Source organism: Collinsella sp. CLA-ER-H11 (genome assembly GCF_040092445.1).
Classification (GTDB): domain Bacteria; phylum Actinomycetota; class Coriobacteriia; order Coriobacteriales; family Coriobacteriaceae; genus Collinsella.
The window spans coordinates 154,913-170,508 of sequence record NZ_JBBNLN010000005.1 but is presented as its reverse complement, the minus strand read 5'-3'; the positions used below and the strand labels follow the sequence as shown (position 1 = coordinate 170,508).

The 15,596-nt window shown below is 60.0% G+C and carries 14 protein-coding genes; 5 read left to right on the top strand and 9 right to left on the bottom strand.

The window, feature by feature from the left end:
- Window positions 1–262: 262 nt before the first annotated feature.
- Window positions 263–1,117 carry a bifunctional 5,10-methylenetetrahydrofolate dehydrogenase/5,10-methenyltetrahydrofolate cyclohydrolase gene (locus AAAX35_RS05575; protein WP_349116990.1) on the bottom strand — a complete coding sequence of 285 codons (855 nt, stop codon included), beginning with the start codon at window positions 1,115–1,117 and terminating at the stop codon, window positions 263–265.
- Between the two features lie 2 nt (window positions 1,118–1,119).
- Complete coding sequence (locus AAAX35_RS05570; RefSeq protein ID WP_349116989.1) at window positions 1,120–1,752, bottom strand: cyclodeaminase/cyclohydrolase family protein; 633 nt, start codon at window positions 1,750–1,752, stop codon at window positions 1,120–1,122.
- Between the two features lie 460 nt (window positions 1,753–2,212).
- Here AAAX35_RS05570 and AAAX35_RS05565 point away from each other — a divergent pair, with 460 nt between their 5' ends.
- The 3 genes from AAAX35_RS05565 (at window position 2,213) to AAAX35_RS05555 (ending at window position 5,606) form a co-directional block, all read left to right on the top strand.
- A complete protein-coding gene (locus AAAX35_RS05565) occupies window positions 2,213–2,806 on the top strand; it encodes a hypothetical protein (protein ID WP_349116988.1) in 594 nt (197 codons plus the stop codon).
- 305 nt (window positions 2,807–3,111) lie between these two features.
- Window positions 3,112–4,530 (top strand): phosphatidylinositol-specific phospholipase C domain-containing protein, encoded by a 1,419-nt coding sequence (locus AAAX35_RS05560; protein ID WP_349116987.1) that lies wholly within the window; start codon window positions 3,112–3,114, stop codon window positions 4,528–4,530.
- Between the two features lie 110 nt (window positions 4,531–4,640).
- Window positions 4,641–5,606, top strand: coding sequence for a hypothetical protein (locus AAAX35_RS05555; RefSeq protein WP_349116986.1), 966 nt, complete (start codon window positions 4,641–4,643; stop codon window positions 5,604–5,606).
- Window positions 5,607–5,700: 94 nt separating this feature from the next.
- On the opposite strand, the gene AAAX35_RS05550 is transcribed toward AAAX35_RS05555, so the two are convergent.
- Complete coding sequence (locus AAAX35_RS05550; RefSeq protein ID WP_022095134.1) at window positions 5,701–5,970, bottom strand: hypothetical protein; 270 nt, start codon at window positions 5,968–5,970, stop codon at window positions 5,701–5,703.
- A gap of 168 nt (window positions 5,971–6,138) precedes the next feature.
- On the opposite strand from AAAX35_RS05550, the gene AAAX35_RS05545 reads away from it, so the two are divergent.
- The gene (locus AAAX35_RS05545) at window positions 6,139–7,188 is read left to right on the top strand and encodes a PDDEXK nuclease domain-containing protein (protein WP_349116985.1); all 1,050 of its coding nucleotides are present in this window, start codon (window positions 6,139–6,141) and stop codon (window positions 7,186–7,188) included.
- Between the two features lie 427 nt (window positions 7,189–7,615).
- Here the strand turns inward: AAAX35_RS05545 and AAAX35_RS05540 are convergent, their stop codons facing one another.
- Window positions 7,616–8,953: a hypothetical protein gene (locus tag AAAX35_RS05540; protein ID WP_349116984.1), complete on the bottom strand. Its 1,338-nt coding sequence runs from the start codon at window positions 8,951–8,953 to the stop codon at window positions 7,616–7,618.
- A 218-nt stretch (window positions 8,954–9,171) separates the two neighbouring features.
- Here AAAX35_RS05540 and AAAX35_RS05535 point away from each other — a divergent pair, with 218 nt between their 5' ends.
- Window positions 9,172–10,353, top strand: a complete 1,182-nt coding sequence (locus tag AAAX35_RS05535) for a cation diffusion facilitator family transporter (protein ID WP_349116983.1) — start codon at window positions 9,172–9,174, stop codon at window positions 10,351–10,353.
- An 18-nt stretch (window positions 10,354–10,371) separates the two neighbouring features.
- Here AAAX35_RS05535 and AAAX35_RS05530 read toward each other — a convergent pair whose 3' ends face one another.
- From AAAX35_RS05530 to ruvC, 5 genes are all read right to left on the bottom strand, one after another.
- Window positions 10,372–11,361 (bottom strand): hypothetical protein, encoded by a 990-nt coding sequence (locus AAAX35_RS05530; protein ID WP_349116982.1) that lies wholly within the window; start codon window positions 11,359–11,361, stop codon window positions 10,372–10,374.
- Between the two features lie 179 nt (window positions 11,362–11,540).
- The gene (locus AAAX35_RS05525) at window positions 11,541–13,208 is read right to left on the bottom strand and encodes a formate--tetrahydrofolate ligase (protein WP_349116981.1); all 1,668 of its coding nucleotides are present in this window, start codon (window positions 13,206–13,208) and stop codon (window positions 11,541–11,543) included.
- A gap of 144 nt (window positions 13,209–13,352) precedes the next feature.
- A complete protein-coding gene (gene ruvB, locus AAAX35_RS05520; protein WP_195569033.1) occupies window positions 13,353–14,420 on the bottom strand; it encodes a Holliday junction branch migration DNA helicase RuvB in 1,068 nt (355 codons plus the stop codon).
- Entirely contained in the window at window positions 14,420–15,040 is a 621-nt protein-coding gene (ruvA, locus tag AAAX35_RS05515) for a Holliday junction branch migration protein RuvA (protein WP_055285743.1), read from the bottom strand. The genes ruvB and ruvA overlap by 1 nt, the downstream gene beginning before the upstream one ends.
- Window positions 15,040–15,561: a crossover junction endodeoxyribonuclease RuvC gene (gene ruvC / locus AAAX35_RS05510; protein WP_022095142.1), complete on the bottom strand. Its 522-nt coding sequence runs from the start codon at window positions 15,559–15,561 to the stop codon at window positions 15,040–15,042. The genes ruvA and ruvC overlap by 1 nt, the downstream gene beginning before the upstream one ends.
- Between the last annotated feature and the right edge of the window lie 35 nt (window positions 15,562–15,596).

Below are 15,596 nucleotides of genomic sequence, written 5' to 3'. Positions count from 1 at the left end.
GCTCGGGCGGCGCGCCAGGGAGATAGTGGACGAGATAGTCGAGAGGCGCGGTCTCAAGAAGGAGTAACATCGGGACTTGCAGCGACGGACCTCAGGACGCTCTTACACCACGTCTGCGCGCGCCACCTTCCTAACGATAATGGATACCGTTAGGAAGCCAAAAAGACGTAAGACATATGTGACTATCTTGGCAACAGTACTCATATTTGGCATTGTTTGACCACGTGGTATATAGCTAACCCCCTCAAACAGCCCAAAACGCCTATTTCGATGCGCGCTCCGCCGCCTCAATCACGTGTTTGGCGAGAATCGCGGTGGTCACAGCCCCCACGCCGCCCGGCACGGGCGTGATGGCGTTAACGACCGGCTCCGCAGCATCAAAATCGATGTCCCCGACCAGCTTGCCAGCGGCCTCGTCCCAGTTAATGCCAACATCAATGATCGTCTGGCCCTCGCGAACGGCATCCGCGCCAATCGTGCTCGCGCGTCCAACGGCCGCAACAACGATATCGGCAGAACGGCACTCGGCAGCAAGATCGCGTGTATGCGTATGGCACGTCGTCACGGTCGCATTGCGCGCCGTAAGCATGGCGGCAACAGGACGCCCGATCACCAGCGAACGCCCGGCCACAGCAACCTTAGCTCCATCCAGCTCAACACCGTAATGGTCCAGCAACGCTAACACTGCCTCGGCCGTGCAGGGAGCAAAACCCTCGCCGCGCCCCGAAAGCGTGGTAAGCAGCGAAGACGGCGTCATGGAGTCAACGTCCTTGGCGGGATCGAGCGCTGCGGCGACGGCGTTCTCGTCAAGGCCGGCGGGCAGCGGGCGGAACATCAGACAGCCATGAACAGCCGAATCGGCATTGATGTCCTCGATGGCCGCCAACAGCTCCTCCTGCGAAACATCGGCAGAAAGCAAAACACGACGAGCCTCAATCCCCACTTTTTCGCAGCGCTTGAGCGCACCGCGCTCGTAGGATAGGTCGTCCTCGCGTTCACCTACACGCACGATAGCCAACGTCGGAACAACGCCCCGCTCGCGCAGGGCTGCGCAGCGAGCAGCAAGTTCCTCAGTCAAAGCGCGAGCAACGGGAGCACCCTTCAGCAGCTCGGCCATGGCTATCCCCTCTTCCTGGCGGCATCGGCGGCACGGCGCGCCAGCGCATCGGCGCGCGGCAGCCACGTATCCAGCAGCTCATCGCACGCCGCCTCAAGCTCCTCAGCGCGTGCCCGATCTTTCATAGACGTAGTGTTGGCAAAGAGCGTCAGGCTCGCGCCCTGCATGGCGGCGCGGCAGAATACGGCGCCGCACGCCACGTCGGACAGCAGCTGTCGGGAGCCCTTGTCCGCCATGTCCTCGAGCAGCGCCAGCGCGCGCCCGCAGGCATCCATAATGCGATACGGTGGCATGGCGGCCACATGCAGCGCATCCTGAATCGCGGTCGCTCGAGCCGGATCGTCACGCGGAATACCGTACGCCGCGGACACCTGCCCGTAGGCACGAACGTCCTCGGCAACCAGACCCACAAGTTCCTGCGCCAACTCATCCGCCTGGGCAAATGCGCGCGTCAGATCGTCTGCGCGATCGGCAAGCGCGGGATTAGTTGCCCCATAACGAGCGACCATCCCGCAAAGCGAGGCGCCCAGTGCGCCCACAAAGGCGCTCGCACTACCGCCACCGGGAACCGGCTCGCGAGCAGCCAGCGCTTGGGCAAACTCTCGACAGGTTTTATCCATCATCTCTTGGCTCATACGCACGCACCTTCAAGTCATATACATCGGTCGGGTGGCAACCGCCGACCGACCGCATCAATCACATAATGGTGCTAAGTCTAGCCCATAAGTACATGAGCGTCAGCGCACCTGGCCATCGCGGATTTCTATGACGAACGATAGGCGTCGGCACCGCAAACATGGGACACGTGGCCCACCTTTCGAGACTTCCGGACGTCAAAAACTGAGGCATATCTATAAACAAGGAACCTGTTGGGGCAACGCCCACGCACGCGCGCCCCATTAAATCAACGGGCACCTCACCCCGGGGAGGGCCGACAGCATCGGCCCTCCCCTCTTTTGCGACCGCACATATTGCCACTTGTCGGCGCAATTCCAGCCCCCAGAATGGGACACATGGCCCACCCTAGCGAGCCGTCCACGCGTACAGTAAAGGCAGGTAATCCGTGGGCGGTTACAGATCGAGGAGGACACGACCATGAAAAAGAAGGCCTTTGCGATTCTCACCCTCTGCATAAGCCTCTTTGCCGCAGTTGCCCTGGTGGGCTGCGGTGGCAGCGGCGGCGCTACCGGAAGTGGCGGTGGCGGTGGAGCAGAAAAGCCAGCCGTGGATATGAGGACCGACTTCATTTGGTTTAAGGTCGAGGTCCCCGAGGGCGTCGAGATCACCGACGTCGCAGGCGACACCGCCGACAGGGCCCAGTTTAAGTTCACCGAGAGCGAGCACGCCAGCGATCGCTTCATCCCTGTCTTCGACTCTGACAAGAACGCCGACGAGCTGTTCGACTACGAGGCCAAATGGAAGGCCAACTCTGGATGGACCGAGAGCGATCCCGTTAAGTACAACGGCAAGACCTGGCGCAGTGCCTACTTCACGCACTCGGGCGGCGTGACGACCGAATACTTCACCGACGTTGACGGGGGCAGTGTGTATGTGCGTATCGACAACGTCGAGGAGCACAAGGACGCCGTCGAGACCATGATGAAGTCTCTGAAATTTGCCGACGACATCGCCGAGGCCAAGACCGAGGCCATGGACGTCAAGCTCGACGATATCGAGATCAAGCGCTAAGCGACTGGCGAGCGCAACGGAAAACACGGTCGCAGTGCAAACAAGCGACGGTACCCCAGCGCTTCGTACCCAGGGAGGGCCGGTAAACCGACCCTCCCTTTCTTATGCCTGTAGCCAACGAACGCGAGGATGCCGGACGCCGGAACCGCCCCAAATGTAGCAACAGTACGAAAACGACAAACGCCCCAACACGTCCGCCCGCCGATTTATTGTGCCGCGCAGGCAATTAAACCAGCATCTTTAAACATCTGAGCAGTATAGTGACCAAAACTATCGCATAACCGCACTCTGCGAATGGAGAAGTTATGACCGAACATCACGCCATCAGCCGCCGAGCATTTACGTTGGGCCTTGGACTCGCGGCGTTGTCGCCACTTGCAAGCCTGCCCGAAACCGCCATGCTGGGCATTAGCCCGCGGGCAGCCTTTGCGGACGGCACGGCCGGGCCAGCAGTCAGCCTCGACAATTTCGTCATTCGCCTTCGCCCCGCGGGCTATTTTCGTACCGCAAGCGTTAACGAAGACGGCAACGTCATCGGCAACGTCTGCCATCTGTTTAATGACGGCACGTCCAGCAAGCTCATCCTTGAGAACGTAACGACCAAGAATGACGATACAAACTGGTATGCTATCCGCACCTTGCTCAATTTCGAAGAGCATAAAAAGACGGGCTACAGCATTTGGTCGGTCGATGGCGACTCGGACAAAGACGGAAAGGTCATCCACGTATGGAGTGGCGAGCATGACGGCAAGCCCAGCCGCTCTTTTGCGTTCGAGCGTCAATCAAACGGAACCTATATCATCCGAGACCGCACGGTCGAGAAAGAAACCGAGAAAAAAGACATTAAGTACCTGGCAATAGAATCGAACGGCGAAGACCAGGACAACAATAAGATCTGCCATAAGAGTAAGAGCATTCCGTGGGAGCTCGAACTTATCGGTTACGACATGAAAAAGAACGATGCCACGGTTAGCAGCCTCGACTGGATCACGTACAGCAGCTACGTCGATGGGCCATGTTGGATGAAATACGTCGACGACAACAAGTTCCTCGACGAGCTGAGCATCCCGGGTACGCACGATTCGGGCACCTGCAGCGTGGACAACGACACTGAGCCCCAATCCTCGCAAGTAAAATGCCAGCAGGATTACATTCCCACGCAGTTGCTCGAAGGCATTCGCTATTTTGATATCCGGCTCGGAAAGGGCGACAACCCCGGTATCGACCACGGGGATTACTACCTGCTCAAAAAAGACGCGTACTTTATGCATCTTTCCGATGTCATAGGCTACTTCAAAACGTTTTTGAACGAAAACCCGACAGAAGCGCTCATCATGCTTGTATCACGAGGCAACGACGAGGCTACCGACGAAAGTGTTACGACGGCTTTCGCCAAGGTTTTGGACGACAACCCCAAACTGTTCTATACGTCGAGCCGCGTTCCCACACTGGGCGAGGTGCGCGGAAAAATCGTCCTGCTACGTCGATTTGGACTCGCCGGCGACAGCGTAAGCGGCCACACGTGGGGACTCGACCTCACCGAATGGGATAACAAAATCGCAGCGCACACCGACAGCAGCTCCATGTGCCTCGTCCAAAACGCGCAGGGCTTTGAAGCCGCGGGGAAACAGGCGACAAAGAGCCCTATTGCACCAAGGTATACGCCCAGGACAAGTACAAACTCACGGGAACCGACAAGCTCAGCTGGGTCGATAATGCGCTGAAGGAAACGACCGGGCGCACGCGCAACGAGGTAGATGTCGAGGACGATAACGGGGCCAAGGAGAAAGTCCTGGAGCGTTGCTGGTCTATCAACTACACCAGCTGCACGGGCTTGTCGCACGGAGGCAATCCTTTTACCTCGGCACGAGTAGTCAACGAGCATCTGTATAAGAGCCCGTACATCAATCCCAGCGGCATCGAGGATACAAAGTCAGATTACCTCAAGCACATTGGCATCATCGCATCCGACTTTGTTGATGCGGCGCTGGCCCGGAGCATCTATCAGCGCAATTACGATACGGAGCACAAGCAGACGGCTTCGTACTATCTCCCGTACTATCTCCCGACCCGCATGCGCATGACGTACGGCGACTCGCTGAGCGATGCCTCATTCCAGGATGGCAAGACCGTTGGCGAGGGTCATTTCCGCCTTGCCGACAGCAGCAACGCGCTCAACGCGACAGCTTCGGGCCATGCGTTTGCCATTGAATACGTGGATGTCGACGCCCTGGGCAACGAGACCGTTACGGGGCTGCAGGGCTCTGTGCCCATCGATATCGATCCACGCGCGCTGACGCCCCATTTTGAGGGACTCGAAGGCCTTAAGGCCGGCGAAGACGTGCGCGCCAAGATTGCGGCATCACTCGAGGGCAAGCTCGAAACCGATGCCTGCACGGCCCAGCTCGAGTTTGTGCACGACGCGAACGGCGCTCCGGGCACAGCAATGGCCGAGGGCGAAACATTTGCCGCAGGAACGTACTGGGTGCGCGTGAACGGTCTCTTGGGCAACGCGGCGCAGAACTACACGCTCGCCAGCGACGGAGCCGCAAGCTTTACCGTAGCGGCCTCGGACAGTGCAGGCGGCACCGGCACCGGCAGCGGCACGGGTTCCAACGCAGGCAGCGCTGATAAGAACGGTAAGGGCAACAAGGGCAAGGGCTCGGGCGGAAAGCTCGCCGACACGGGCGACAGCTCTGGCGTTGCCGCCGGGCTCGCTGCCGCAGCCGTGGCGACAACGGTCGCCGGCGCGGCGATGCTTGCCAGTGACGGTGAAAACAACGAGGACGTTGTCGAATAGGCAAGCCGGCCTTTTAGACACATCGACTCAATCGGGGGCGCAGAACACCGTTCTGTGCCCCCGATTTTTACCTTGGCCCGAACGCCGCTATCGGCTACATCACCATGTTCAGCGCGTTCACAAATTCCTGGGCCTTCGCACGGCTACTCAGGCTAAAGACGCAAGCGGTCAACAGACGATTGCGCAAAAAAACATCGCGGCCTTTGATTCTATTGACGCCCGTAATGTCCTTAAGATAAACAATCTCGGTGTGCTTGCCACCAAAAGTGCCCTTCTTGAGCACCTCAATACGGTTGGGGTAGATCTTAACGTCTTTAAACCTACCCGAACCTTTGTCCTGGAACAGCAAAGTGTTGTTATCCATGCGTGTCACTCCCGCGGGGTTCGCTAAAACTGCCTCTATGGCCACATTTTAGTCACCGCAAGGCTCCCATGCGAAGGTGCCAGACAGCAAAGCAATTCGTGTCCGCGCGAGGCTTTAAACTAAATGCGATAAAGATGCATTCCACAAGAGGAAAGTGGGGCGACAGTGATGGGCGAACTGGTAAACCGTGGAGAATCGGCAATCGTGCCCGAAGGTTTTTACAAGCAGGTCTCCTCAATTCTCAACGCCGCTCGCGACAAGGCCTATACCGCCGTTAACTTTGCGATGGTTGAGGCGTATTGGGAGATGGGCAAGAGCATTGTTGATGAGCAGGGCGGAGAGGAGCGCGCAGCATATGGGGAGGCATTGATTGCAGGCCTCTCCAGAAGGCTTACCGCGGATTTCGGAAGAGGCTTTGGCATCGCAAACCTTCGCAATATGCGTCAGTTCTTTCTTGCGTTTCCAATTCGCGACGCACTGCGTAGCGAATTGAGCTGGACTCATTACCGCAGGTTGATGCGCATTCCCGACCCTGATGCTCGCGCCTGGTACATGAACGAATGCGCCGATTCTCGTTGGAGCACGCGTCAGCTCGAGCGCCAGATCAACACCATGTTCCGCGAGCGCCTACTTGCCAGCAAGGACAAAGAGGCCGTCACCCAGGAAATCCAAAAGAGCGCCCCGGCTCGTCGCCCCGAGGACATCATCCGCGACCCATATGTACTGGAGTTTTTAGGTTTCTCGGACGATACTGCGTTTCGCGAGAGCGATTTAGAACAGGCGCTCATCACGCATCTTCAGAAGTTCCTGCTGGAGCTTGGCCGTGGCTTCGCTTTCGAGGCGCGCCAAAAGCGCATCACCTTTGATGGGCGCCATTTCTATATTGACCTTGTTTTTTACAACTATCTGATGCGCTGCTTCGTGCTCATCGACCTTAAGACGGACGACCTTACGCATCAGGACCTGGGCCAGATGCAAATGTATGTGAACTACTACACGCGCGAGCTCATGAACGAAGGCGACAATCCGCCCATAGGCATCGTGCTCTGCGCGGACAAAAGCGATTCGATCGTCGAGTACACGCTGCCCGAAGACAACGACCAAGTGTTTGCCGCCAAATACCTGCCATATCTTCCAAGCAAGGAAGAGCTGGCGCGCGAGCTGAGTGCCGAGTACCGCGCCATCAACGAAGCGACTAATGGCGAAACGCAAGGGTAGCAGCACATTGCGACCGAAACCACCGCAGCCGTCGCAGGCGCACTCGCGGTTGCGACGCACGCTACGAAACAATACCGGTCATGGAAGCCGGCAACGACATTCTAGCCGTGGCTGGCGAGCGTGACCTGACAGGCAAAGACGCGGCCTTCGTCTGATGTGGGTCCATTGGCTGCCACAGAAAAGGGCCGGTTGCAGCCGGCCCTTTAGACGATAATACCTGCGTTGCCCGCGCTTCCGAAGTGTGACTAGCTGAGGAGCGGGTTCCGCGGCACAACCTGATTTTACCCGGTGGGGCGGCTCTTTTGCAGCCGCTCCACTGTTTATTTACATCTGGCACCCTCAAACAATCAGACGGCAGCCCGCACTCCTGAGAGCTGCCCCGCACCCCCGGCCATCACCTTACGGCAACAACCGGTGCTACTCCCCCCTACTTCCCAAATAGCGCACCCAGCAGACCGCGGCGTTTGGGCTTCTCCTCTCGGTAGGAACCCTCGGCTGCGGCCGCCACCTGTCGCGGCTGCTCGCCGCCTCCACGGCGTACGATCTGGTATAGGAACGGCGATTTAACGTATTTGACCTCGATGGGCGTGGCGTGCACGGTGCTTTCGCTCGACAGCATCACGTTGGGATTGAGCGGTGCCACCACATGCGTCTCGCGCTTGTCACTAAACACCACCGCAGCCGCGCGGCCCGTCTGGCCGTTCACGGCGATGCGCACCTGTTCGCCATCGCGACTATCCGAGGCAGGACGATCGACAAAGTAGACCGGCACCATCACCAGGCCGTCCTTATGTTTGCGGGCCTTGCGCGCCCACATGCGAATGCTCTTTTTATTGAGCCCCAGTACAGCCTCGGCGTCGTTGCCCGCAACGTCGAGCGCCAACTTATCAATGACCACCTGGTCCTTGGTAGACGCATCGACTGAGACAACGCGAAAGTCACCTTCCTGCATGGCGGGATCGAACGGACCGACCTTGGCAAAGTCCCACGGCTCCAAAATGCCCATGAGGCGAACGTCCAGGTAGTTTGCCCTGGGGTATGCCCAGTCGAGCACCTCGTAGTACACCAAGGCCTCCTTGCTCAGGCCCTTGCCCGGGAAGCTCGCCATCATGCGCAAGTCCGCCAGCGCCATGGGGAAATAGAAGAGCATCATGTCGTTTTGGATCGCGTCTTCCACGTCGTGCCCGGCAAAGGCATCCGGATACTGGCGCACCAGCTGCAGCGCGTTGGCACGTGCCTGCTGCGGCGAGATTTCGCAGGGAATACCCTGCTCGGGCACATACTCCGCACCAACGCCCATGGTCAGGCGCTTGCTAAACGTCCCCGGCTTGAGCAGGTCCGCAATGCCAATCTTATTGCCGCAGGACGGGCACTCAAACACACGCTGCGTTGACTCGCCCTCAAAGGACGCTCCGCAGAAGGGGCAAGGAATGCTCACATGCGTGGCCTCTTGGAACTCCTGCGCCGTGCCGCGATCCTCCCACAGCAGATGTTCCAGGACCGACTGATTGCGCCAGTGCGCATTGAAGAAATACCAGTCCGGGTCCTGCGGGCGCTCGAGTTGCGACACATGCGTGAGTTTGAGCAGTCCATCCACCACCGTCAACGGCGTATGGCGAATACCCAAAGCGCTCTTGGGCTCTCCGGCGTCCGCCTGCCACGGAACGACCGTGCCGCAATAGGCGCACTCAAAGCTGCGCTTAGCCTGGTGCGAGTACATAGGGCCGCCGCAGTTTTGACATCTAATGGCAAACATCTCGTCCATGGAAACGTCCTCCTTTGCACAGGGGCTGTCGACATTAAGTATGTCGAGCAAGCAGGCACATGCCCATACCCATGTGGCCCAAAATGGACCACCCAGGCAGACGAGAAGGCTCGCTCGTTAGCACCGGCAGACTATTGCTGCATTTTCTGAGCATCGGTGCACGGCGCCCCCGCGCGAGCTACACTATCCCCTTAAACATGATTGTGAGGACGACCGCTATGCTATTTGTAAATCGGCTGGTACATACGCTTGTTCCCGGCAGCGAGAGCGAGCCGGTCGATGCATCTTGCCGCACCAACGCGGGCTTTTCCGCAAGCCTCGTCTGCATTGGCCTCAACATCACCCTGTGCCTGGCCAAGGGCATCGCGGGCCTGCTCGCCGGCTCCGTCTCCCTCATCGCCGACGCTTTCAACAACCTCTCCGATGCCTCGAGCAACATCGTGAGCCTGCTCGGGTTCCGCCTTGCCAGCCGCCCGGCAGACGAAGGCCACCCCTATGGCCACGGTCGCTATGAGTACCTAGCCGGCCTGTTCGTCGCCGTCCTGGTTTGCGCCGTCGGCATCAATCTGATCCTCGAGTCGGTCACTAAGATCATCAAGCCTTCCCCCACCGTGTATTCGGCGCTCTCCATGGCCGCCCTTGTTCTGTCCATGCTCGTTAAGCTCTGGATGGCAGCGTTCAACCGCACGCTGGGCGATCGCATCGACTCGGAGACGCTCATCGCCACGGCACAGGACTCCAAAAACGACGTCATCACCTCGGGCTCGGTCTTGGTGGCGGCGTTTATTTCGCAGACGACCGGCTTTGACCTCGATGGCTGGGCAGGCCTGGGTGTGGGCATCTTTATCTGCATCAGCGGCATGGGCCTAGTGCGTGACGCCATCAGCCCGTTGCTGGGGCAAGCGCCCGACCCCAAGCTCGTCCAGGCAATCCGCGACAAGATCATGTCCTATCCGCAGGTCTTGGGTACGCACGACCTCATGGTGCACGACTACGGCCCCGGTCGTCAGTTTGCCAGCGCCCACGTGGAGATGCCCGGCGAGGGCGACGCATTTGAGCACCACGAGATTCTGGACACCATCGAGCACGACATCAAGCGCCAGATGGGCATCGATATCACGCTGCACTGCGACCCCATCGCCACCACTGGCGACGACCTGCGCGGCTGGGTCAAGCGCGGCGTCATGCAGATCGATCCCGCGCTCTCCATCCACGACCTGCACGAGCACGACGGGTTCGTTTCGTTTGACCTGGTGCGTCCCGACGGCTTTGGCATATCCGACGAGGAGCTGCTGGAGCTCGTCACGCGCATCGTGCACGAGCGCCGGCCCGACGTCTCATGCGTCGTCACGTTTGATTCGGGCTTTAGCTCGCCCGAGCGTCCGGCCGAGCAGCTGTAGCCCCGCTCCGCTCGTCCGCTAGTTTCCCTGCGCGCCCGAGATGCCGTTTTGCAGGGCGTTCCAGGCATCCGTCGCCATGCCGCCCAAGTTCTGCGCGGTATCGCCCAGGTTTTGTGCCGTGTCGCCCAGCTCTTGCGCCTTGTCTCCCAACTCCTGTGCCTTGTTGCTCAAGTCCTCCAGCGTATTGGAGCTCGAACTGTCGGTACCGCTTTGGCCGTCGGACGAGTTGCCCGAGCTGTTCTTGTGCGTGAGTTGAATTTCGAGGTTGCCGTTGTCGTTATAGTAGGCAGAAGTAACGACCCAGTTGGCATCGACGACGGGCGTTGAGCCATCATCAGTCAGGACCACGGCATTCGAAAGATCGGCGCCGCGCGACTTGAGGATCTTCTTGGCGTTGGACCAGTACTGCCCCGGGATATCGCTCAGATCGACGGCGCTAGACGAGGCGGACTCAGTTTGCTCGGCAGTGGTATCGGCCGTTGAACTCCCTCGCTTGTTGAGCATGCCCGACACGATGGCAAACACAACCGACAGCGCAAAGAAGATCGCCAGCACGATGAGGATCTTCTTAATCACGCTCGACGAACGCGACGGCGTCTCTTCCTCGTCCTCGCCATATTGCGGAATCGACTTGGGGTACTCGCGATACGGCTCGCGCGACTCGTAGCGAGGCTGCGCCGTGCGAGGCATATACGTCGTCTGCTGAGGCTGCGGAATGGGATTCTGCGGCAGGTCATCATAGGGATTCGGCGTCGAGGCGGCATAAGAATCCTGCGGCGCGTAATCAAACGGGTCTGCCGCCGCGTTGCCATAGGGGCTTTGCAAAGATGCAGCGTAAGGGTCCTGCGCCGCGTCGCCATAGCCCATAACTCGTGTGGGCTCGGCAGAAGGCAGCGTCGCGGCGGGGTCGACATAACCGGGGTTGGGAACAACGCGGGTCGCATCGGCGCTATCGCCAGCCTGCGCGGAACCGTAGCCGCCCATCACGGTTGTCTTGTCCTGATCCATGCAACGATTCCTTTCCGTCGCCTGTAAGCATCAAGTTATCCATGCATTCTACCAGCGCAAAAGCCTATGATGGGCAGAGTCCGTCGGTATCTACAAGACATGCGCGGGCCTAAGGATCAAAAAGCCCCGCCGGGCCTTGTGGGCACGGCGGGGCGGACAAGCAGCTATGGACAGCAGACTTAGAACAGGCCGGTGATGTTGCCGTCGTTGTCGACGTCGATGTTTTCGGCCGCGGGCACCTTGGGCAGACCCGGCATGGTCAGAACACTGCCGGTCAGCGCGACCACAAAGTGGGCGCCGGCAGAAACCTTGAGCTCACGCACGGTGATGCGGAAGTTCTCGGGAGCGCCCAGGACCTTGGCGTTGTCGCTAAAGCTGTACTGCGTCTTGGCGACGCACACCGGCAGGTTGCCAAAGCCATTCTCGCGCAGCTCGGCGAGCTGGCGCTTGGCGGCCGGCGTAAAGTCAACGCCGTCGGCGCGGTAGACCTTGGTGGCAACGGCCTCGAGGGCATCAGCGACATCAGCGCCGTCCTCATAGGCAAACTTGAGCTCGCTCGGCTGCTCAATCAGACGCATGACCTCATCGGCAAGCTCGAGCGCGCCCTCGCCGCCCTTGGCCCAGACCTCGGAAAGCTTAACGTTGACGCCGAGTTTCTGGCACTCGGACTCGATGAGCGCAAGCTCGGCCTCGGTGTCCGTCGGGAAGCGGTTGATGGCGACCACGCAGGGCAGGCCATAAACGTTCTGGATGTTGTCGACGTGACGCAGCAGGTTGGGCATGCCGGCCTTGAGGGCCTCGAGGTTCTCTTCGTTGAGGTCGCCCTTGGCAACACCGCCGTTGTACTTAAGCGCGCGGGCAGTGGCGACGACCACAACAGCGCTGGGACGAACGCCCGTCATGCGGCACTTGATGTCGAGGAACTTCTCGGCACCCAGGTCGGCACCAAAGCCCGCCTCGGTAATGGCGACATCGCCAAAACGCATAGCCATACGCGTGGCCATGATGGAGTTGCAGCCGTGGGCGATATTGGCGAAGGGACCGCCGTGGACAAACGCGGGCGTACCCTCGAGCGTCTGCACCAGATTGGGCTTGAGCGCATCCTTGAGCAGTGCGGCCATGGCACCCTGGGCCTTAAGGTCGCGGGCACGGACGGGCTCGCCGGCAAAGCTATAGCCGACGACAATCTCGCCCAAGCGTTCCTTGAGGTCGCTGATGCTCGTAGACAGGCACAGAATTGCCATGACCTCGGAGGCGACGGTGATATCGAAGCCGTCCTCGCGCGGCACGCCCTGGGCCTTACCGCCAATGCCGTCGATGACGTGGCGCAGCTGACGGTCGTTCATATCGACGACGCGCTTCCAAGTGATGCGCTTAACGTCAATACCGAGCTGATTGCCCTGCTGGATGTGGTTGTCGAGCATGGCGGCCAGCAGGTTGTTGGCAGCACCGATGGCATGGAAGTCACCGGTAAAGTGCAGGTTGATATCCTCCATGGGGATGACCTGAGCCCAGCCGCCGCCGGCGGCACCGCCCTTAACGCCAAAGACGGGGCCGAGCGAAGGCTCGCGCAGGGCCACGGCACTCTTGACGCCGCGACGACGCAGGCCATCGGCCAGACCGATGGTCGTGGTGGTCTTGCCCTCGCCCGCAGGCGTTGGGTTGATAGCGGTCACGAGGACGAGCTTGGCCTGGTGATCGGTCGGCTCGTTGAGCAGTGAATAGTCAACCTTAGCCTTGTCGAAGCCGTACGGAATCAGGTGCTTTACGTCGACGCCGGCGTTCTTAGCCACCTCGGTAATGGGCAGCGGCGTGACGGAACGTGCGATTTCGATGTCAGTAGGCATGGGCGGTCCTTTCGTTACCGAATGAGAAAAAGACCAATTCAGCATAGCACGGGCGCGCAATAGTAAAACACCCGTAACCGATGAATGGCGATATGTTTATCCAATGCTCAGTGATAGCCTACAGACTAGCCAAAACAAAGCGCCCTAAACGGTAGGTTCAATCCCCAGGTGCTCAAAGGTGCGAAGCGTTGCCTGGCGACCCTGCGGTGTGCGAATCATCAATCCGCACTGCAGCAAATAGGGCTCATAGACATCCTCGAGCGTGCCCGGGTCCTCGCCCACCGCGCTGGCAAGGGTCGTAAGTCCCACGGCACGACCGGAGAACGTCTTGGCGAGCGTCTCCAAGATACGAATATCCATCCAGTCCAGACCGAGCTCGTCGATCTCGAAGAACTCGAGCGCCTGGCGGCAGATATCGAGCTCGATGGGGCCGTTGCCGCACACCTGTGCGTAATCGCGCACGCGCTTGAGAAGGCGGTTGGCAAGACGTGGCGTGCCGCGCGAACGCGAGCCGATCTCGAGCGCACTGGGATGATCGATCGTCACGCCCAGGATAGTCGCCGAGCGCGTCACAATCTGGGCGAGCTCCTCGACCGTGTAGTAGTCCAAGCGATACGAGATACCAAAGCGATCGCGCAGCGGGCCCGTGAGCATGCCCGAACGGGTCGTGGCCGCCACCAGCGTAAACTTGGGGATATCCAAGCGAATAGAACGTGCGGCCGGGCCTTTACCGATCACAATATCGAGCGCAAAGTCCTCCATCGCGGGATACAGGACTTCCTCGACCGAACGGTTAAGACGGTGGATCTCGTCGATAAACAGCACGTCACCCGGCTGCAGGTTGGTAAGGATAGCCGCCAGGTCGCCGGTGCGCGCGATGGCAGGGCCACTCGTCGTCTTGATCTGAGCGCCCAGCTCGTTGGCGATAACGGTGGCCAGCGTGGTCTTGCCCAGGCCCGGAGGACCCGAGAAAATCACGTGGTCGAGCGTCTCGCCACGGCTCTGCGCCGCTTCGATCAACACGCGTAGGCTCTGCTTGATGTGCTCCTGGCCACAGTAATCGTCCAGGCGCTGGGGGCGCAAAGTGCGGTCGACATCGAGATCCTCGGCCGTCAGCTCCGAGCCCACCATGCGCTCGCCGTGCGCCATGGATGCCGCCGGCGAGTTGCCGGGCGTCGCCCACAGGTCCTGAGAGTCATCGGCTTCCCACATCACGCATCCATTCCGAGTCGCTTAAGCGCCGCGCCGAGCAGATCCTCGACACGCATATTCTGCCCATCATACCCGCTCAGGGCAACATCGGTCTCCTGCGGGCTAAAGCCCATGGAAAGGAGCGCCGCACGGGCATCATCGATGGCCGAGGGAGCAGCAGCGGGCACGGGCATCGCAACCTGGCCGGGAATCACGTCGACCGGCACAAAGCCCTTATCCTTGGCAAAGGTGCTCTTGAGTTCCAGGATCAGGCGCTGAGCTGTCTTTTTGCCCACACCGGGTACCTTGGCCATGCCCTTGTCGTCCTCGGCCATCACCAGCGAATACAGCTGCCCCACGGTATAGGTGGAAAGCACGGCAAGCGCCAGGCGCGGGCCAACGCCCGAAACGGACACGAGCCGGTCGAACATCATGCGCTCATCCTTTGAGGAAAAACCGAAAAGTGTCATGGCGTCCTCGCGCACCTGCATACGCGTGTAGAGGCAGACCTCGCCACCGGGCGTCGGCAACGTGGCCGCAGTGCTGCCCGAAATGCCGAGCTCAAAGCCAACGCCCGACACATCGACGACAGCAGAGCTCATCGTGGCCTCGACAAGCGTTCCGTGGAGCTGGGAAATCATCAGTATCCGGTTCCTCTCTGTTGATAGAACTCGCCACCGGTGAGGGCGCGGGTGCGGCTGAGGTTTACGTGGCAGATGGCGCAGGCCAGGGCATCGGCGGCATGGTCGGGATGCGGGTCGTGGTCGAGCTGCGTGAGCGTGCGTACCATGTAGGCGACCTGCCGCTTGTCCGCGGCGCCGGTGCCCACCACAGCCTGTTTGATCTGCATGGGCGTGTACTCGCCAATCTCGAGCGCGCATTCCGAAAGCGCGACGAGTGCAGCACCGCGGGCATGCGCCGTGGGGATGGCCGAGCGAACGTTGGCGCCAAAGTAGATGCTCTCGACAGCAGCCGTGTCGGGTCGATAACGCTCGACGACATCCTTAAGGTCATGGGCGATATGCGACAGGCGCACCGCGAGCGGACTTCCGGCACTGGTCTCGATGCAGCCATAGGCACGGCAACGAACCTCGCCACGCCGCTCCTCGATAATCCCCCAACCCGTATGAGCCAAACCGGGGTCAATGCCCAAGATAACCAAGCCGACCTCCCCTCGCCACAAGCACAGCGCAAGGC